This is a genomic window from Longimicrobium sp., from assembly GCF_036387355.1.
In the GTDB taxonomy this organism is placed as follows: domain Bacteria; phylum Gemmatimonadota; class Gemmatimonadetes; order Longimicrobiales; family Longimicrobiaceae; genus Longimicrobium.
Genome location: NZ_DASVTX010000546.1, coordinates 1 through 17,077 on the forward strand (window position 1 = coordinate 1; position 17,077 = coordinate 17,077).

Here is a 17,077-nt window from a genome sequence, read left to right on the forward strand (position 1 = left end):
CCCGTTCGCTGGCCCTGTTCCGTTCCGGCGTTCCCGGATTTTCGGCCGCGCCGTACGGCGGGCACGCACACCCCTCGCGCACATCCCGGCACAACCCAGGAGGAGCTTTACAAATGACCAAGGCGGATCTTGTCCAGCGGGTCGCGGACACCATCGGCCCCGGCGTCACCAAGCGTGACTGCGCGGTGGTGGTGGATGCGTTCTTGAATTCCATCAAGGACGCGATGGCGGAGCACCAGAACATCGAGATCCGGGGCTTCGGCACCTTCAAGGTCCGTGAGCGCAAGAGCCGTCTGGCGCGCAACCCGCGCACGGGCGACCCGGTGGAGGTGCCGCCGCGCGCCGTGCCGGTCTTCAAGCCCTCCAAGGAGCTTCGCGCCATCGTGGAAGAGCGTCCGCTCGAGGTCTGAGCCGTTCCCCGGGATGTGTGATCCGGCGCCCGCCCCGTGCATCGGGGCGGGCGCCGTTCTTGCTTCTCCGCCCCGTGTTCCCATTTCTCATGGATCCGCGGGAAAAGAGACAGCCATGCCGTACCTTCAGGACTCCGTCGGGCGCCACGCCCGCGACCGCGGCGAGCACGCCCCGCGCACGCGGCTGGGCCCGTACGAGGCGGCCTACGACGTTCGCATGGGGTATCAGGAGCCGGCCGACCCCGCGCCGCGCACCCCGTCTCCCGAGCCGCTCCTGTTCCGCGGCCGCGGCGACCGGCCCTCCCGCTGATCCTCCCGGCCCTTCGGCCATGGCGGATGATTCGACTGATCGCGAGTGGATACAGCTTCCGCTCGCGATCGTTGCGTCCCATCCCTTTCCCGATGCGCGTCCCCCAGCATATCCGTCCGACAGATGCCCGCGGGTGATCCGCGCGATCTGTCCAGTTGATTTCCGTTTCAGACATCGGAAACGCGCGCGGGAACTCGTGATTCCGCGGAACGCGCGCACCGGTGTTTCCGGCCGCGTTGACGATGGCGGGCCGCGCCCGTATCTTGTGAACGATTTCACAAGCAGGGCGCCGGAGCAGGGGCGTCCGCAGTCGCGGGTGACCGTCACGCGCAATGAAGAAGATTTCCGAGTCGGCCGTGCGCCGGCTCTCGCTCTATCTCCGCCTTCTGCAGGAAGCCGACGCGGCGGGCGCGGAAACCATTTCCAGCGGCCAGCTTGCGGAGCGTGGCGGAACGACCAGCGCGCAGGTGCGCAAGGACCTGTCGCTCTTCGGCTCGTTCGGCAAGCGCGGGCTGGGCTACTCCGTGCAGGAGCTGCTGGAGCGCATCCGCGCCATTCTGGGGCTGCAGCGGCAGTGGCGCGTGGCGCTGATCGGCGCGGGCAAGCTGGGCTCGGCCCTGTTCTCGTACCGCGACTTCGAGGCGCGCGGGTTTGAGATCCGCGCCGTGTTCGATCGCGATCCGGAAAAGGTGGGCACGGCGCTGGGCGGCCTGACCGTGCGCGCCGACGAGGAGATGGACCGCGCCCTTCGCGACGAGGCCATCGAGATCGCCATCGTCGCGGTGCCCGGCGAGGCCGCGCAGCACGTGGTGGACCGCGTGGTCAAGGCCGGCGTGGGCGCGGTGCTGAACTTTGCTCCCGTGCGGCTCAAGGTGCCGCGCGGCGTGACCCTGCGAAACGTGGACGTGACGCTGGAGTTGGAGGGCCTTTCCTTTGCCCTCAACAGCCGCTGATCCATCGTTCTGCCGATGGAGGAACGTGAGCGCCGATCCCTTGCCGGGTCGGCGTTTCTCGTTGCCGCACCAAACGCTGAAAACTGCCCTCCCGCGGAGGACGCGCGGGTTGCGGAGGTCGCGGGGAGGGACTGAAGGGGACGAGCCTCACGCAGAGACGCAGAGGCGCAGAGGCGCAGAGGCGCAGAGGCGCAGAGAAAAACGGAAGCACAGGCCGTCGTCCAGTTTTTTCCTCTGTGTCTCCGTGCCTCTGTTAGAGCCCGATCTGTTGCTGTTCCTACGGGACCTCCGTCAAACCTCCCTGCCCTGCGTGAAAAACAGGTGTTGCACTTTGTACGCTGATCCGTTGCCCGGCCCCGGCTTCCCGGCTATACTCCCGGGCTATGTGTGAGACCAATCGTTCGCCGCTCACGATCCGCCTGTCGCGCATCGTGAACCGTCGTTTGCAGGATTTGAGGCCGGGTGAGTGATCTGATCATTCCGCTGGACGGCGTTCGCCTGGAGCACGACGGCTCGCTGACCCAGCGCGCCCTGCGCGTGCTGGCCCACGAGCCGCTGAGCAGCGCCGAGGTGGCGCACCGCGTCCTGGGCATTACCGGGGGCGCTGGCGCCGCCGCCGCGGCCGTGTTCGCGCTGCTGGGCACCGACGCGCGGTTCACCGTGTCGCCGCAGGGCGTGTGGTCGCTCGCCTCCGCCGAGCCGGCCCGCCCCTCCGGCCGTTCGCTGCGCGACGAGGAGTTCGTGGTCGTGGACGTGGAAACGACCGGCGGCTCGCCCAACGGCGGGCACCGCGTGACGGAGGTGGCCGCGGTCCGCGTGTCCGGCGGCCGCATCACCGACACGTACTGCACGCTGGTGAACCCGGAGCGGCCCATTCCCTCCATGATCACCGGCATCACGGGCATCACCAACCACATGGTGGCCGGCCAGCCGCGCTTTGCCGAGGTCGCGCCGCGCGTTTCGGAGGCGCTGGACGGCTGCGTGTTCGTGGCGCACAACGCCGCCTTCGACTGGCGCTTCATCTGCCACGAGATGCAGCTGGCGACCGGGATGACACTCAGCGGCCGGCAGCTCTGCACCGTGCGCCTTGCCCGCAAGCTGCTTCCCCAGCTGCCTTCGCGGTCGCTGGACGGGCTGGCCCTCTTCTTTGGGCTGGAGGTGCAGAACCGCCACCGCGCGCTGGACGACGCCGTGGCCACCGCGCACTGCCTGCTGCGCTTCATTGAGATGCTTGACGAGCAGGGCGTGGCGGACTGGGAGGCGGTCCAGACGCTGCTGAGCGGCCGCAAGCCGCGCGCCCCCCGCAAGCGCCGGGCGGCTCCCCGCTCCATGGAGGTCGCGTGAGCACGGTCCGGGTCCGCACGCGGCAGCTGGGCGACTTTACCCTGCACGCCATCGAGAGCGGAATGCAGCGCTTGGACGGCGGCGCCATGTTCGGCGTGGTGCCCAAGGCGCTGTGGGAAAAGCGCATTCCGGCGGATGAACGGAACCGCATTCCCCTGGCCCTGCGCTGCCTGCTGGTGGAAACGCCGGACGCGCTGGTACTGATCGAGACGGGGCTGGGGAACAAGGAAAACGCGAAGTTCCTGGACATCTACGGCGTCGACAACGCGGCCACGGACGGGAGCGGGCATCCGGACCGGCTGCAGGAGGCCATTGCCGGGCTGGGCTTCGCGATGGACGACGTGGGCGTCGTGATCGACACGCACCTGCACTTTGACCACGCGGGAGGCAACACCTTTCGCGACGCCGAGGGGCAGGTGCGTGTTTCCTTTCCCCGCGCCGCGTACCACGTGCAGGCCGGCGAGTGGGAGTGGGCGCACCGGAACAACGAGCGCACCAGCGCCAGCTACCTGCCCCACAACTACGAGCCGGTGATGGCCGCCGGGCGGATGAACCTCACCGACGGCGACCGGGAGATCGTGCCGGGCGTGTCGGTGATGCGCACGCCCGGGCACTGCCCGCACCACCAGTCCGTCGTGCTGCGCAGCGGGGGAGAGACGGCCTGCTTTCTGGCGGACGTGATCCCCACCTTTTCGCACCTCCCGCTCCCCTGGGTGATGGGGTACGACGTGGAGCCGCTGGTGTCGCTGGAAAGCAAGCGCGCCCTTCTGAGCACCGCGGTGGACGAGCGCTGGCTGCTGGTTTCGACGCACGACCCGGAGACCGCGTGGGGCTACGTGGCCGACGGCGACAAGGGTGTTCGGCTGGAGGAGGCCGGCTGAGCCGGCGCGGTGGATCCACAAACTCTCAAGGGATGAGGAAGTCCGATGATCGATATCGCTCGTGACCCGCGCACCACGCCCGTGATCGTCAGCGCCGTGCGCACGCCCATCGGCCGGTTCCTGGGCGGGCTCTCGTCGCTGTCCGCGCCGGAGCTGGGCGCCATCGCCCTGCGCGAGGCCGTGGCGCGCGCCGGGGTGCCGGCGGAGGACATCGCCGAAGTCATCATGGGCAACGTGGTGCAGGGCGGCGTAGGGCAGGCCCCCGCGCGCCAGGCCGTGATCAAGGCCGGGCTGCCGGACCAGATCTCCGCGCTCACCATCAACAAGGTGTGCGGCAGCGGCCTCAAGGCCGTGATGCTGGCCGCGCAGTCCATCCGCGCCGGCGACAACCAGGTGATGCTGGCGGGCGGGCAGGAGTCCATGAGCAACGCGCCGTATTACGTGTACGGCATGCGCAACGGCGTCAAGTTCGGCGACCAGACGCTGGTGGACGGCCTGGTGCGCGACGGCCTGTGGTGCTCGTTCTGCGAAGTGCACATGGGCGGGCACGCGGAGTACACCGCCAAGAAGGCCGGCATCAGCCGCGACATGGCCGACGAGTTCTCCGTCAACTCGCACCGCAAGGCGGTGGCGGCGCAGCAGGCCGGCAAGTTCAAGGAAGAGATCGTTCCCGTGGAGATCGCCGGCCGCAAGGGCAGCACCATCGTGGACGCGGACGAGGGCCCGCGCGCCGACAGCTCGGCGGAGTCGCTGGGCAAGCTCAAGCCCGCGTTCACCAAGGATGCGCCCAAGGACGTCACCGATCCCGTGGTGACCGCCGGCAACGCGTCGTCCATGAACGACGGCGCCTCCGCGGTCATGGTGGTGAGCGAGGAGTACGCCCGCGCGCACGGCCTGACGATCCTGGCCCGCATCAACGCGTATTCCACCGGCGCCGTGGAGCCGCGCGAGCTGTTCTTTGCCCCCATCCAGGCGGTGAAGAACCTGATGAAGAAGGCGGGCACGGAGATTCACGACTACGACCTGATCGAGGCCAACGAGGCGTTCGCGGTGCAGGCGCTGGCGAACGGGCAGGGGCTGGGGTGGGACTGGGACCGCGTGAACGTCAACGGCGGCGCCGTGGCGCTGGGCCACCCCATCGGCGCGTCGGGCGCGCGGGTGCTCACCACCCTGCTTCACGCCATGAAGGACCGCGACGCGGAAAACGGGCTCGCGACGCTTTGTCTGGGCGGTGGCGACGCGGTCGCGCTCTCGGTGCAGCGCGTCTGACCTTCTCTCCCTTCCGGGCCGCTTCGGCGGCCCGGATGCGTTGTGGGAGCATTTGTTCGCTGAACTGCGAAATTCACCCGGGACGGGAGGAGGGCGACCGATGGCTGAGTTTACCTCCCCTGCCGCCCCGGCGGGCGCGCCGCGGCGGACCGTGATGGAGCGGGTGTTCCTGGGCCCGTATGGGTTGCGCGCGGGGTGGCGGCTGGTGATCTACCTGTTTCTCGCCTCGGTGTGCACGGCCGTTCCCTCCGCCGCCGCGGCCCAGACGCGGTGGGAGGGCAGCCAGTTCGTTCAGCTCTGCTGCGCGCTTTGTGGCGCGTCCGTGGCGGGGTGGATCATGCTGCGGTTCGTGGACCGGCGCTCTCCGCGCGCGCTCGGCTTTGCCCTGGACGGCTCCGCCGCACGGGATTTTGCCGGGGGAACGGCGATTGGCGGAGGGATTCTGGCCTTTGCCGTACTGTTGCTTGCGGTGGCGGGTACGGCGCGGTGGGTTGCCGAGCCGGGCACGGTGCCCGAATATGTCGCCGCTCTGCTGTCCGCGCTGGTGTTCTTTACGGTAGCAGCGGCGGTGGAAGAGGTGATCATGCGCGGCTACCCGCTGCAGGTGCTGGTGCAGGGGATGGGCGCGTGGCCGGCGCTGGTGGCCACCTCGGCGGCCTTCGCCTGGCTGCACCGCAACAACCCGGGCGTTACCCCGCTGGCGCTGGCGAACATCTTTCTCGCCGGGCTCATGCTGGGGGTGGCCTACCTGCGGACGCGTTCGCTCTGGTTCGCCACCGCGGTGCACATGGGGTGGAACTGGACCATGCAGTCGCTGCTGGACTTTCCCGTGAGCGGGCTGAGCCTGTACGACATCCCGTTCTACGACGCGCGGGAAACCGGGGCGGACTGGTGGACGGGGGGCGGATTCGGCCCGGAGGCGGGGGTGGCGGCCACGGTGGCGCTGCTGGCGGGAACGGTGTGGCTCGCGCGCACGCCGCAGCTGCGCCCGGACGCGCGCATGACGGCGCTGCGCCCGCTGGTGGACGACCGCATCGGGGAGCGGTGGCCGTGAGCCGCCCCGCGCTGCGCTTCTGGGCCACCGCGGCTGGCGCCGCCATCGGCTTTGCCGCGCTGGTGCCGGTGCTGTTCCCCTACGCCCTGGTGGGGCGCGACCCGGTGGCCGACCGCGACGCCGTGTGGATGCTGGTCGTCTTTACCGCCGGGGTGATGATGGTGCTCTTCGGCGCCGCGGCGCTCATCGGCGGCAAGCGGTCCGTCGGGGTGCGCGACGTGGTGGAGGCCGGCTCGGTGAGCCAGGCGCTCGCCCGTCAGGGGAAGGCCGAGGCGGCGCCGGGATACGTACACAACGTGGCAGTGTGGACCGTGGCAACGGGCGCGCTGCTGCTTCTCATCTACTTCGCGCTCTGGATCGCGCTGCGCTGAACGCGCGGCGGCCGGGGCGCCCGGGCCCGAGGGAAACGGAACGATGGCGGAAATCCGCAAGGTGGCGGTCGTGGGCGCGGGAACCATGGGCAACGGCATCGTCCACGTGTTCGCGCACGCGGGATACGATGTCACCATGATCGACGTGCGCGCCGAAGCGCTGGAGGCCGCGCGCAAGACCATCGGCGGCAACATGGACCGGCAGATCAAGAAGGGCGCGCTCACCGAGGCCGACCGCGACGCCGCGCTGGGCCGCATCCGCACGGCGACGGAGCTTTCCACCGCCGCGGACGCCGACCTCATCGTGGAGGCCGCGACGGAGAACCGGGACCTGAAGTTCCGCATCTTCGAGGAGCTGGACCGTGTGGCCGCGCCGCACGCCATCCTGGCCAGCAACACCTCGTCCATCAGCATCACGGAGATCGCCGGGCGCACGAGCCGGGCGGACCGGGTGATCGGGATGCACTTCATGAATCCCGTCCCGGTCATGAAGCTGGTGGAGATCATCCGCGGCCTGGCCACGTCGGAGGAAACGACGCGCGTCATCGTCCAAACGTCCGAGAAGCTGGGAAAAACCGTCGCCGAGGCGCAGGACTATCCGGGCTTCGTATCGAACCGGATCCTGATGCCGATGATCAACGAGGCCGTGTTCTGCCTGATGGAGGGCGTGGCGGACCGCGAGGCCATCGACACGGTGATGAAGCTGGGGATGAACCACCCCATGGGCCCGCTGGCGCTGGCGGACCTGATCGGCCTGGACACCTGCCTGGCGATCATGCAGGTGCTGCACGACGGCCTGGGTGACGACAAGTACCGCCCCTGTCCGCTGCTGCGGAAGTACGTGGCCGCCGGCAGGCTGGGCCGCAAGACGGGCGAAGGCTTTTACAACTACAGTGCGTGAGTGCGGGGTGCGTGAGGCGTGAGTTCACTCCGCGCCGCATCCGGCACCCGCATCGCTCGCACGCCGTGTCGTGCGAGGGTGGGGCGGATGACCGAGGTCTCCGCCGCGCCCAGGCCAGGCACGGACGCACTCACGCACACAGCACTCACGCACTCTGCGGTTGATGACTGAAGAACAGCTCCAGATCCGCGACCTGGCCCGGGAATTTGCCGAGGGCGAACTGCGGCCACACGCCGAAGAGTGGGACCGCGAGGCGCACTTTCCCCGCGAGGTCATCCAGAAGCTGGGCGAGCTGGGCTTTCTGGGGATGCTGCTGCCGGAGGAATACGACGGGCTGGGGATGGACACCAGCACCTATCTGATGGCGCTGGAGGAAATCGCCCGCGGCGACGCCTCCGTGGCGGTCGCCATGAGCGTGCACAACTCGCTGCCCACCCAGATGATCCTGGCGCACGGCAGCGGCGAGCAGAAGGAGCGCTGGCTCAAGCCCATGGCGCGCGGCGAGCTGCTGGGCGGGTTTGCGCTCAGCGAGGCCGACGCGGGCTCCGATGCGGCCGGGCTGGCCGCGCAGGCCCGCAAGGTGGACGGCGGGTGGATCCTGAACGGCGCCAAGGCGTGGATCACCAACGGCGGCTTCGGCGACGTGATGGTGTGCATGGTGCGCACCGACACGCCCGAGGCGCGCCGCGGGGCCAAGGGGATCGGCGCCTTCATCGTTCCGACCGACACGCAGGGGTACGTCGTCGGAAAGAAGGAGGACAAGATGGGGCAGCGCGCGTCGGAAACGGTGGGCATCGCCTTTCAGGAGATGTTCGTGCCCGACGCGCAGCTGCTGGGCGACCCGTCGATGGGCTTCATCTACGCGCTGCAGGGGCTGGACGGCGGCCGGCTGGGGATCGCCGCGCTGGCCACGGGCATTGCCCAGAGCGCGCTGGAGCACAGCCTGCGCTACGCGGACGAGCGGCGGCAGTTCGGCACCGCCATCCGCGAGTTCCAAGGCATGCAGTTCAAGCTGGCCGACATGGCCACCCGCATCGAGGCTGGGCGCGCGCTGCTGCAGAGCGCCGCGCGGGCCAAGGACGCGGGTGAAAAGGTGAGCCGGCTCTCGTCCATGGCCAAGCTGTTCGCCAGCGAAGGCGCCATGTACGTGACCACGCAGGCCGTGCAGGTCTTTGGCGGATACGGGTACGTGAAGGAGTACCCCGTGGAGCGGCTGTTCCGCGACGCCAAGGTGACGGAGATCTACGAGGGAGCGAGCGAGATCCAGCGGACGGTGATCGCGCGCGAGCTGTACCGGTAGGCCGCCGGCGCCTGGCCAACACCACCGAATCGTACGCCGGGGCGGGGCTTGGCCCTCTCGACGGCACCGGGGCCAACCGCCCCCCACGCAAAGCCATACGGGTAACAGGCATGGAATTGTTTTCGCTGATCGGTGAGCACAACCACGAGCAGGTCGTGTTCTGCTCCGAGCCGTCGTGCGGCTACAAGGGGATCATCGCGATCCACAACACGGTGCTGGGGCCGGCACTGGGCGGCACGCGGTTCTGGAACTACGCCAGCGACACCGAGGCGTTCATCGACGCGCTGCGCCTGTCCCGCGGCATGACGTACAAGGCGGCGGTGGCCGGGCTCAACCTGGGCGGCGGCAAGTCCGTCATCATCGGCGACCCCAAGACGGCGCCGCGCGAGGAGTTCTTTCGCGCGCACGGCCGCTTCGTGGAAAGCCTCAAGGGCCGCTACATCACCGCCGAGGACGTCAACACCTCGGTGGACGACATGGAGTTCGTGGCCATGGAGACGGAGCACGTCACCGGCCGCGCGCAGACTTCGGGCGACCCCTCGCCGGTGACGGCGTACGGCGTGTACCGCGGCATCAAGGCCGCCGCCATGTCCAAGTACGGCAGCGACTCGCTGAGCGGCAAGACGGTAACGGTCCAGGGGCTGGGCCACGTGGGCTACTACCTGTGCCAGAACCTGGCGTCGGAGGGCGCGCGCCTGGTGGTGACCGACATCGACGCCGAGCGTGTGCAGCGCGTGGTGCACGACTTCGGCGCGCAGGCGGTGGAGCCCAACGCCATCTACGCCGTGGAGGCCGACATCTACGCCCCCAGCGCGCTGGGCGCCACCATCAACGACGAAACGATCCCGCAGCTCAAGGTGCAGATCGTTGCCGGCGCCGCCAACAACGTGCTGGCCGAGGCGCGCCACGGCGACGAGCTTCACCGCCGCGGCATTCTGTACGCTCCGGACTACGTGGCCAACGCGGGCGGCCTGATCAACGTGTACGGTGAGCTGCACGGCTGGACGTCGGAGCGCGCCATGCGCAAGGCGGGCGAGATCTACAGCACCCTGCTGCGCATCTTTGAGCTCAGCGAGGCCGAGGGCGTGCCCAGCTACGTGGCCGCCGACCGTATCGCCGAGCAGCGCATCGCCAGCATCGGCAAGATCCAGCAGACCTGGGTCTGAACCGGTTCAGATGGATGAAAAGCGGAAGGGGCCGGCAGCGATGCCGGCCCCTTCCGCTTTCATGCATCTCCCCGCATCGCACTGTGTTGCGTCGTCTGTGGCCGCGCCCGCGCGCCGGCAGCGATGACGGTCCTTTTCCGCCCGATCCGGGCCGGTTTGACCACCGCTGGCCCGTCCAGAGCGCATGCATTGGTGGCTGGAGTGGCACGGCGCAAGCCGTTATCTTCCGTCCGGATGGAGGTTGAACGCACACACCGGACAGGGTACGATGGCAACCCGAAAGCGCGCTCCCAGGAAGGGGTACGACCCCGCCGACCTCGTTCCCGGCGTTCCGACGCTGTACGTGGCCCGCCACGGCAGCCGCTGGCACCTCACCCGCGATGGCGTGCTGCTGAGCACGCATTCGACCCGCATTGAAGCGCTGGACATCGCCTACGAGCTGTCTGAGCAGAACTTCTGCAACATTCTCGCGGAAGGGTCTACGGGCCGGCTGGTGGTTGAGATGGACCAGGATCCCCAGTGGCTTGCTCTGGCGCGTGAGATGGATCGCGCGCGGGGAATGTGAGAGCATGCCCGGTGAAATTTATGTCATCGACACGAACGTGCTGCTGCGGCATTCGTCGCGGGAACTCCCGCGCAGGAGGCTGCTCTCCGCGGTTGTCGTGCAGGAGATGGCGGCGGGGGCGGACAGTGACGCTGACCTGCGCAGGTGGGCGGCGACGCTCCGCGATTACCGAACGCGCGATCAGTTGCTGACGCCCGACGGCGAGGACTGGTACGAGGCGGGCAAGATTCTGAACGCGCTGATCCGCGGAAAGCGGTCGTGGCGGGCGGGGCGCACCTCCGCCATTTCGCGGGAGGAGCAGCAGCGGCTGCTGCGCGACGTGCTCATCGCGCGCAGCGCGCGGCGGGTGAACGCGGTGGTGGTGACCTACAACGCGGGAGATTTCAGGAAGATCCGCCGGTTCTGCGACGTACGGGTCATCGCGCCGGCGGACCTGTTCTGAGCTACCAGGGCGAGTGGCGAAAGTTCACCAGCAGCACCTCCGCCGTCCCTTCGTCGCGAATGGGCTCGCAGGTGGAGTAGCTGCCGTCCAGCCAGGGTGACACGCCGTGCACCGCGCCGTTCTCCTCGCCGGCGGCGCCGTGGGCCAGCCACCGGGCCGCCTCCTCGTCCGCGGCGCGCACCACGAACCCGAACACGCGGTCGTGCGGCGGCTGCCACGGGTCCTTGCCTTCCACGCACCACCACATCGTGTTCGTTCTGGGAGCCAGCCTCCAGAGCGCCATCCAAACTCCCGGTCAGCGGGGATCGTTCTGCCTCGGCGGACGGCAACCTACACCTTCCGCGGCGCGGGCGGGAGGGTGCGGGCTTTGCGCTGGGCGGGCGGGCGGTGTAATCTGCCCCATGCGCCACCGTTTCACACCTTTCCGCCGTTCCTGATGAAGCGACTGTTCCCGGCCCTCGCCCTCGCCGTGGCCCTTCCCCTGCTGGGCGGCTGCACCGGCGAGCGCGCCACCAAGGAAGACTTCTACGCCGTGGCGCCGCAGATCCTGAAGTACATGGAAGCCGACGCGCGCCAGAACCAGCCCGGTCGCGTGTCCGACGGCCCGCTGTACGTGAACCTGGACTCGTTCCGCCGGGCCTCGTCCGGGGTCACGGGGGAGACGCTTTCCATCGACAGCATCTCCATGCGGCTGGGCGAGCCCACGCTGGCCTCGCAGGAGCAGGCGCTGCTCTGCGACGATTCGTCGGGCTTCGGCGGCTGCTGGGTGCGCAAGTACGGCGTGTGGGTCAGCTGGAACCAGGCGTACGGCACGCGCGACGAAATCCGCGCCACCGTGCGCAGCACCTCCACCGACCGGCGCTACCGCCCCTCGGACTTCTGTGACCGTGTGTGGCGCCTCACCTTCCACAAGCAGGGCGCGCAGTGGGCCCTGGGTGAAAAGGAGCTGATCCTGGACTGCCGGGAGGAGAAGTCCTGATCCGCCGCGCGCCGTCGCTCCGACGAGCGGAGCGCCATCGACGCGAAAAAACGGGAACCGCCCGGGGCATGCACCCCGGGCGGTTCCCCGTTTTCATCCTTCTTCCGCCACCAGGCGCGCTGCCCGGCGAAAGGCGGCCGCGGTGCACGGCGCCCCTCGCCCGTCGGCCCACGCGGCGATCCGGCGGCAGGCATGGTGCAGCCGCGCGCCGTCGTCCCTCCCCGCGTCCTCCGCCAGCGCGGCGAACACGGCCAGCGGCGCCCTGAGCGGCTCATCCACCACCACGCCCCGCAGGGCACGGCGGCGCTCCGCGGCGGCGGCCGGGGGAAAGAGAAAGGGGCGGAGCGGCGGGCAGGCCGCCACCCACTTCCACACGTCGTCCAGCGCGGCGCAGAGCCGGGGACCCAGCGTGCCCCCCGCCTCGGCGCAGAGAAGCGCGCGCTGGACCACGCACGCCGCGGCGGGGGGCGGGGCCCAGGCCGTCACCCCGGGTACGGCTGCCGCGCCAGCGCCGCCATCTCGGCCAGGGCTTCCTCGGCGCGGCGGTCGCCGGGGCGGGGCAGGGTACCCGCCGCGTGCAGCCGCGCGGCCATGTCCACGCGCAGCCAGTCGCGCATGCGCGCCCCCGCCCGCGCCAGCTCCAGCAGGGTGCGCGTGGGCGCCACGGGAGCGCCGGGCTGCTGCAGCAGCGACCACGCCCCGCTCCACGCCTCTTCGTACAGCCGCCGCTCGCCCGTTCCCGCGGCGGCGCGGGCCATCAGCGCCAGCGTTTCCATCCGCTCCGCCGGCTCGGTGCGCCCCACCAGCAGCTTCTGCAGGATGGGGATGGCCCGGCCGAAGCTTTCGCGCGAGATCCACAGGTACGCAATGTCGTGCAGGAGCTCCGGCAGGCTGGGGTGCCCGCGGCCGTACGCGCGCATGGCCGCCTTGGCGTAGCGCTCGGCGTCGTCCAGCTGGCCGGCTTCCATGTTGAGCAGGAAAAGACCGTGCAGTGCGCTGCCGCGGATGGCCAGAAGCCCGTGGCGGCGGCCGGCGCGCATGGCCTGGGTAAAGTAGCGGCGCGCAGTGCCCGGCACGTCGCGGCGCGCGTACAGCGTGCCCAGGTCCACGTACGCCTGCGCGTAGCTGGCCCAGTCCCGCCCCCGCCGCGCCAGGCCGATGGCGCGGCGCAGCCAGGTTTCGGCGCGGGCCAGGCGCCCCCACCGCAGCACCAGCCCGCCGACGAGGGCCGCGGGCCCGGCGTCCTCGGGCGAGGCGAGCGCGCCCGCCTGCGCGAAGGCGATGGCGCTGCCCACGGCGCCGCGCTCCTGCGCCCAGCGTGACACCTCCAGGCACACCAGGCTTACGATCTCCGGGCTGGTGGTGCCCGGGCTGCTCACCACGGCCGCAAGCGTGGTGAGGCTCACCTCCAGCGCGGGATCCACCGACGAGTTGGCCAGCGAGCCCAGCCGCTTGTGAGCGGCTTGGGCGACGAACAGGCCTTCGCGGCGCTCTTCGGGGGTGGCGGCCCACAGCGTCACGTCGCGCAGCGAGTTCCACAGCAGCAGCCCCAGGTCTCCCCGGAATTCCTCGAGGATCTGCGACCCTTCCAGCGTTTCATCCGGCTCGCGCAGAATGGCGGGAGGAATGCACCAGCGCCGCGTCGCGTTACGGCGCCGACTGCGCGGCCGGGAGGGTGTGTTCCGTGCGGGTAGAGCAGACATGTCCGGCGCTCCGGGTGGGTGCGGCGCCGGTCCCGGGCGCCCAGCCCTGTCGCGGGGAGCCGGCCGCGTGCTGCCTGGCCGAGCTCCGGTTCGCGGGGATGTGGTGCGCGCGGGGACCAGCCGCGACACTTGCGACGGCCCCATGCACACGGTAGTGTACCCTGTGGAACCCCACGAGTAAGTGGACAGAGTAGACGGCCGGAAGATAGACTCGCCAGTCCCGCCCGTCAATGCCCTTTGTTCACTCCGACGACTTTTTCTGTCGCTTCGTGCCGGAGCGGCCACCGCGCGACCACTTGGGACCCGGTTTTCCGGGCCGGAAGGGTGTGGCGGGCAGGCTCTGGCCGCGCATCCCGACGGGGGCTCCACCCGGCCCCGGCGGACCCAGACCTCACGTACCGATGCGGATGACCTCCCCTCGACCCCTGATTCGCGCGGCCGGCGTTGTGGCCGCCGGGCTGCTGGCCGCCTGCGGTGGCGGCGACAAGGATTACATCTACATTGGCGTGGCCGGGCCGCTGAACTCGGCCAACGGCGAGTCCATGCGCCTGTCGGCCGAGATGGCCGCCCGGGAGATCAACGATGCCAACGGCATCGGCGGGCGGCTGGTGAAGCTGGTGATGCTGGATGACAGCGCCAGCCCCAACCGCGCCCTGACCGTGGCGGAGGAGCTGCGGCGCAATCCCGAGGTCGTGGCCGTGATCGGCCACCTGAACTCGGCGGCCAGCCTCAAGGCCGCCACGGTGTACAACGCGCCCAAGGGGGAGCAGGAGGGCGAGCCGGTGGTGCAGATCTCGCCGGCCAGCAGCAGCGCGGACCTTACGCAGGCGGGCGACTGGACCTTTCGCGTGACGCCCACGGACCTGGAGTTCTCGCCCGTGCTGGCCAGCTGGGCGGCGCAGCGGCTGGGACGCAGGCGCGCCGCGGTGCTGTACGTGAACGACGAGTACGGCCAGGGCGTGCACGAGAGCTTCGCGCGGGCGTTCCAGCGCAACGGCGGCAGCGTGGTGTCGGCGGACCCGTTCCTGGCGGGGACGATCAAGTCGGGAACGGAGCTGGACCCGTACCTCACCCGGGCCATGCGGCGCGGCGCCGACGCGCTGGTGATCGGCGGGCAGGCCGAGGCGGGGCTGCGCATCATTCAGGCGGCGCGGCGGCTGGGGTACACGGGGCCCATCCTGGGCTCGGACGGGCTGACGGGGATCAAGTCGGGCGGGCCCATCGCGGAAGGCGTGTTCGTGAGTTCGGCGTTCCTGCCGGACCGCCCCGACACCACCGCGCAGCGCTTCGTGGCGGCGTACCGGGCGCAGCACGGCAAGCTCCCCGACCACCGCGGGGCGATGACGTACGACGTGATGATGCTGCTGCGGGACGCGATCCGGTCCAGCGGAACGGACCGCGCCGCCATTCGCGACTACGTGGCGGGGGTGGATGAGGAGCACGCGCGGCGCGGCGTGTCCGGCACCATCAAGTTCGACAAGAACGGCGACGTGCTCGGCAAGGAGGTCGCGGTCGGCGTCGTTCGCAACGGCCAGCTGGTCACCGCCCGCTGACCCGCGCCGGATGAACTCCAGAGACGGCGGTCCGCTCCGGCGGGCCGCCGTTTTCATCGTCGTGCGGCCAAGGCACAAGAAGACGGACCGCGCCTGCGCATACGCTACAACGAAAAGCCCTCTCCCGGCACGCGGGAGAGGGCTTCTCTGTGCTCAGTCCTGCGGGCGCTCCGTCCTGCGCGGCCGTGGCCCTGCTTCCCGGCCGACCACGGTAGGAACTCCCGCCCGCCGCCGCTCATCCCCGGAAACGAAAGAGCCCTATTCCGCGAGGAAGAGGGCTCCGTCCATCCGATCCAACGGCCGGCCTACTTGCCGCAGCCGCAGTCGCTTCCACAGCCGGGGCCGCCGGACGGGCCGCGGGCGGGAAAGAGCGTGCGCCGCACCCGCGCGCCCACGTAGAGCGCCGCGGCCAGCACGATCATCATCACAATCAGCGTCTGCAGCATCTCATCCCCCTATTCCCTATTCCCTATTCCCTATTCCCTATTCCCTATTCCCTATTCCCTATTCCCTATTCCCTGCAGTTCACCCCAGCCCCAGCGCGCGCCCGCCCTGGTACACCAGCAGCGCCGACCCGTATGCCAGCGCCAGCATCCAGGCGAACTGGAAGGCGGCCCACCGCGCGCCCGCCCATCCGCCGCCCGTCTCGCGGACCACGACGGCGGTGGTGCTCATGCACATCATGGCGAACACGTAAAACACCATCAGCCCCACGGCCACCAGGGGAGTGTACACCACCGCCCCGTCCGGGTGCGCTTCCGCGCGCAGCTTCTCGCGCAGGGTGGTGGAGCCCTCGTCGGCGTCGCCGCCCACACCGTAGATGGTGCCCATGGTGCTCACGAACACCTCGCGCGCGGCAAAGCTGCTCAGGATCCCCACGCCGATCTTCCAGTCGTAGCCCAGCGGCCGCACCAGCGGCTCCACCACGTGCCCCATGCGGCCCAGCGCGCTGTGCGCCAGCGCGGCTTCCTGGGCCTGCTCGTCGCTCATCCCGGGCGCCGCATCCGTCTTGGGATACGTGGCCAGCGCCCACAGCACGATGGAGAGCGCCAGGATCACCGTTCCCGCCTTGCGCAGGAACATGCTCGCCCGGTGGCCCACGCTCAGCGCCAGGCTGCGCGGGCGGGGAAGGCGGTACGGCGGCAGTTCCATGATCATGGGCCGCGCCTGCCCCTTGAGCAGCGTGCGCTTGAAGACGGAGGCCACCAGCAGCGCCGTCACGGTCCCCAGCAGGTACATCCCCAGCAGGGTAAGCCCCTGCAGGTTGAACACGCCCGCCACCGCCACCGAGGGGATGAAGGTGCCGATGAGCAGCGCGTAGATGGGGATGCGCGCGGAGCAGCTCATGAGCGGCAGCACCATGATGGTGGCCAGCCGGTCCTTGCGGCTCTCGATGGTGCGCGTGGCCATGATCCCCGGAACGGCGCACGCGTAGCCGGAAAGGAGGGGGATGAAGCTGCGCCCGTGCAGCCCCACGCTCCTCATGAAGCGGTCCATGATGAAGGCCGCGCGCGCCATGTATCCCGTGTCCTCCAGAATGCCGAGGAACAGGAACAGGATGGTGATCTGCGGAAGAAAGACGAGCACGGAGCCCACGCCCGCGATCACCCCGTCCACCAGCAGGCTGTTGAGGTCGCCCGGCGGCAGCGCGGCGGCCACGGCGCCGCCCAGCGCGCCGAACAGCCCCTCCACCCACCCGATCATGGGCTCGGCCCACGAGAAGATGGACTGGAACACCATCGCCATCACGACAAGGAAGATCAGCGGCCCGGCTACGCGGTGCAGCATGACGGCGTCGATGCGGTCCGTGACGGTGCGCGCGCCGTCGCGGCTGCGGTGCACCGCGGCATCTACCACGCCGGCGATCCACCCGTAC

At 69.9% G+C, this 17,077-nt stretch carries 20 protein-coding genes; 15 read left to right on the top strand and 5 right to left on the bottom strand.

All coding sequences use genetic code 11. The features are described from left to right. The first annotated feature begins 113 nt into the window (after positions 1-113). The 13 genes from VF665_RS23590 to VF665_RS23650 all read left to right on the top strand — a co-directional run bounded on the left by VF665_RS23590 (position 114) and on the right by VF665_RS23650 (position 10,966). On the top strand, positions 114-410 hold the full coding sequence (locus VF665_RS23590; RefSeq protein ID WP_331021528.1) for an HU family DNA-binding protein: 297 nt from the start codon (positions 114-116) through the stop codon (positions 408-410). A 115-nt stretch (positions 411-525) separates the two neighbouring features. Next, the gene (locus VF665_RS23595) at positions 526-720 is read left to right on the top strand and encodes a hypothetical protein (RefSeq protein WP_331055939.1); all 195 of its coding nucleotides are present in this window, start codon (positions 526-528) and stop codon (positions 718-720) included. A 332-nt stretch (positions 721-1,052) separates the two neighbouring features. After that, positions 1,053-1,673, top strand: coding sequence for a redox-sensing transcriptional repressor Rex (locus VF665_RS23600; RefSeq protein ID WP_331055940.1), 621 nt, complete (start codon positions 1,053-1,055; stop codon positions 1,671-1,673). A gap of 462 nt (positions 1,674-2,135) precedes the next feature. Then, positions 2,136-3,017: a 3'-5' exonuclease gene (locus VF665_RS23605; protein WP_331055941.1), complete on the top strand. Its 882-nt coding sequence runs from the start codon at positions 2,136-2,138 to the stop codon at positions 3,015-3,017. Further along, positions 3,014-3,898 carry an MBL fold metallo-hydrolase gene (locus tag VF665_RS23610; protein WP_331055942.1) on the top strand — a complete coding sequence of 295 codons (885 nt, stop codon included), beginning with the start codon at positions 3,014-3,016 and terminating at the stop codon, positions 3,896-3,898. Before VF665_RS23605 ends, VF665_RS23610 begins: the two co-directional genes overlap by 4 nt. Before the next feature lie 45 nt (positions 3,899-3,943). Continuing rightward, complete coding sequence (locus tag VF665_RS23615) at positions 3,944-5,167, top strand: acetyl-CoA C-acetyltransferase (RefSeq protein WP_331055943.1); 1,224 nt, start codon at positions 3,944-3,946, stop codon at positions 5,165-5,167. A gap of 100 nt (positions 5,168-5,267) precedes the next feature. Beyond that, positions 5,268-6,221 carry a CPBP family intramembrane glutamic endopeptidase gene (locus VF665_RS23620; RefSeq protein WP_331055944.1) on the top strand — a complete coding sequence of 318 codons (954 nt, stop codon included), beginning with the start codon at positions 5,268-5,270 and terminating at the stop codon, positions 6,219-6,221. Further along, positions 6,218-6,592, top strand: a complete 375-nt coding sequence (locus tag VF665_RS23625; protein ID WP_331055945.1) for a hypothetical protein — start codon at positions 6,218-6,220, stop codon at positions 6,590-6,592. Before VF665_RS23620 ends, VF665_RS23625 begins: the two co-directional genes overlap by 4 nt. 43 nt (positions 6,593-6,635) lie before the next feature. After that, a complete protein-coding gene (locus VF665_RS23630; RefSeq protein ID WP_331055946.1) occupies positions 6,636-7,493 on the top strand; it encodes a 3-hydroxybutyryl-CoA dehydrogenase in 858 nt (285 codons plus the stop codon). 163 nt (positions 7,494-7,656) lie between these two features. Continuing rightward, the gene (locus VF665_RS23635) at positions 7,657-8,793 is read left to right on the top strand and encodes an acyl-CoA dehydrogenase family protein (RefSeq protein ID WP_331055947.1); all 1,137 of its coding nucleotides are present in this window, start codon (positions 7,657-7,659) and stop codon (positions 8,791-8,793) included. Between the two features lie 110 nt (positions 8,794-8,903). Beyond that, complete coding sequence (locus tag VF665_RS23640) at positions 8,904-9,959, top strand: Glu/Leu/Phe/Val dehydrogenase (RefSeq protein ID WP_331055948.1); 1,056 nt, start codon at positions 8,904-8,906, stop codon at positions 9,957-9,959. A gap of 268 nt (positions 9,960-10,227) precedes the next feature. Next, the gene (locus tag VF665_RS23645; protein ID WP_331055949.1) at positions 10,228-10,524 is read left to right on the top strand and encodes a hypothetical protein; all 297 of its coding nucleotides are present in this window, start codon (positions 10,228-10,230) and stop codon (positions 10,522-10,524) included. A 4-nt stretch (positions 10,525-10,528) separates the two neighbouring features. Continuing rightward, the gene (locus tag VF665_RS23650) at positions 10,529-10,966 is read left to right on the top strand and encodes a type II toxin-antitoxin system VapC family toxin (RefSeq protein ID WP_331055950.1); all 438 of its coding nucleotides are present in this window, start codon (positions 10,529-10,531) and stop codon (positions 10,964-10,966) included. A 1-nt stretch (position 10,967) separates the two neighbouring features. Here the strand turns inward: VF665_RS23650 and VF665_RS23655 are convergent, their stop codons facing one another. Next, a complete protein-coding gene (locus VF665_RS23655; RefSeq protein WP_331055951.1) occupies positions 10,968-11,249 on the bottom strand; it encodes a hypothetical protein in 282 nt (93 codons plus the stop codon). A gap of 153 nt (positions 11,250-11,402) precedes the next feature. Between VF665_RS23655 and VF665_RS23660 the strand changes: the two genes are divergently transcribed. Further along, positions 11,403-11,945 carry a hypothetical protein gene (locus tag VF665_RS23660; protein ID WP_331055952.1) on the top strand — a complete coding sequence of 181 codons (543 nt, stop codon included), beginning with the start codon at positions 11,403-11,405 and terminating at the stop codon, positions 11,943-11,945. Between the two features lie 93 nt (positions 11,946-12,038). On the opposite strand, the gene VF665_RS23665 is transcribed toward VF665_RS23660, so the two are convergent. After that, entirely contained in the window at positions 12,039-12,431 is a 393-nt protein-coding gene (locus VF665_RS23665; RefSeq protein ID WP_331055953.1) for a hypothetical protein, read from the bottom strand. Further along, a complete protein-coding gene (locus VF665_RS23670) occupies positions 12,428-13,648 on the bottom strand; it encodes a hypothetical protein (RefSeq protein ID WP_331055954.1) in 1,221 nt (406 codons plus the stop codon). The genes VF665_RS23665 and VF665_RS23670 overlap by 4 nt, the downstream gene beginning before the upstream one ends. Positions 13,649-14,055: 407 nt before the next feature. Here VF665_RS23670 and VF665_RS23675 point away from each other — a divergent pair, with 407 nt between their 5' ends. Then, complete coding sequence (locus VF665_RS23675) at positions 14,056-15,201, top strand: ABC transporter substrate-binding protein (RefSeq protein WP_331055955.1); 1,146 nt, start codon at positions 14,056-14,058, stop codon at positions 15,199-15,201. A gap of 305 nt (positions 15,202-15,506) precedes the next feature. Here VF665_RS23675 and VF665_RS23680 read toward each other — a convergent pair whose 3' ends face one another. Further along, positions 15,507-15,647 carry a hypothetical protein gene (locus tag VF665_RS23680; protein WP_331055956.1) on the bottom strand — a complete coding sequence of 47 codons (141 nt, stop codon included), beginning with the start codon at positions 15,645-15,647 and terminating at the stop codon, positions 15,507-15,509. Between the two features lie 79 nt (positions 15,648-15,726). Further along, the coding region (gene feoB, locus VF665_RS23685) for a ferrous iron transport protein B (RefSeq protein ID WP_331055957.1) at positions 15,727-17,077 on the bottom strand (1,351 nt) is incomplete at its 5' end.

Excerpts from the sequence above, each read along its gene's own strand:
- VF665_RS23680 (WP_331055956.1), bottom strand. The coding sequence starts at position 15,647 with ATGCTGCAGACGCTGATTGTGATGATGATCGTGCTGGCCGCGGCGCTC.
- VF665_RS23595 (WP_331055939.1), top strand. The coding sequence starts at position 526 with ATGCCGTACCTTCAGGACTCCGTCGGGCGCCACGCCCGCGACCGCGGC.
- VF665_RS23590 (WP_331021528.1), top strand. The coding sequence starts at position 114 with ATGACCAAGGCGGATCTTGTCCAGCGGGTCGCGGACACCATCGGCCCC.
- VF665_RS23660 (WP_331055952.1), top strand. The coding sequence starts at position 11,403 with ATGAAGCGACTGTTCCCGGCCCTCGCCCTCGCCGTGGCCCTTCCCCTG.
- VF665_RS23600 (WP_331055940.1), top strand. The coding sequence starts at position 1,053 with ATGAAGAAGATTTCCGAGTCGGCCGTGCGCCGGCTCTCGCTCTATCTC.
- VF665_RS23670 (WP_331055954.1), bottom strand. The coding sequence starts at position 13,648 with ATGTCTGCTCTACCCGCACGGAACACACCCTCCCGGCCGCGCAGTCGG.
- VF665_RS23655 (WP_331055951.1), bottom strand. The coding sequence starts at position 11,249 with ATGGCGCTCTGGAGGCTGGCTCCCAGAACGAACACGATGTGGTGGTGC.
- VF665_RS23675 (WP_331055955.1), top strand. The coding sequence starts at position 14,056 with ATGACCTCCCCTCGACCCCTGATTCGCGCGGCCGGCGTTGTGGCCGCC.
- VF665_RS23620 (WP_331055944.1), top strand. The coding sequence starts at position 5,268 with ATGGCTGAGTTTACCTCCCCTGCCGCCCCGGCGGGCGCGCCGCGGCGG.
- VF665_RS23635 (WP_331055947.1), top strand. The coding sequence starts at position 7,657 with ATGACTGAAGAACAGCTCCAGATCCGCGACCTGGCCCGGGAATTTGCC.
- VF665_RS23615 (WP_331055943.1), top strand. The coding sequence starts at position 3,944 with ATGATCGATATCGCTCGTGACCCGCGCACCACGCCCGTGATCGTCAGC.
- VF665_RS23645 (WP_331055949.1), top strand. The coding sequence starts at position 10,228 with ATGGCAACCCGAAAGCGCGCTCCCAGGAAGGGGTACGACCCCGCCGAC.
- VF665_RS23630 (WP_331055946.1), top strand. The coding sequence starts at position 6,636 with ATGGCGGAAATCCGCAAGGTGGCGGTCGTGGGCGCGGGAACCATGGGC.
- VF665_RS23650 (WP_331055950.1), top strand. The coding sequence starts at position 10,529 with ATGCCCGGTGAAATTTATGTCATCGACACGAACGTGCTGCTGCGGCAT.
- VF665_RS23640 (WP_331055948.1), top strand. The coding sequence starts at position 8,904 with ATGGAATTGTTTTCGCTGATCGGTGAGCACAACCACGAGCAGGTCGTG.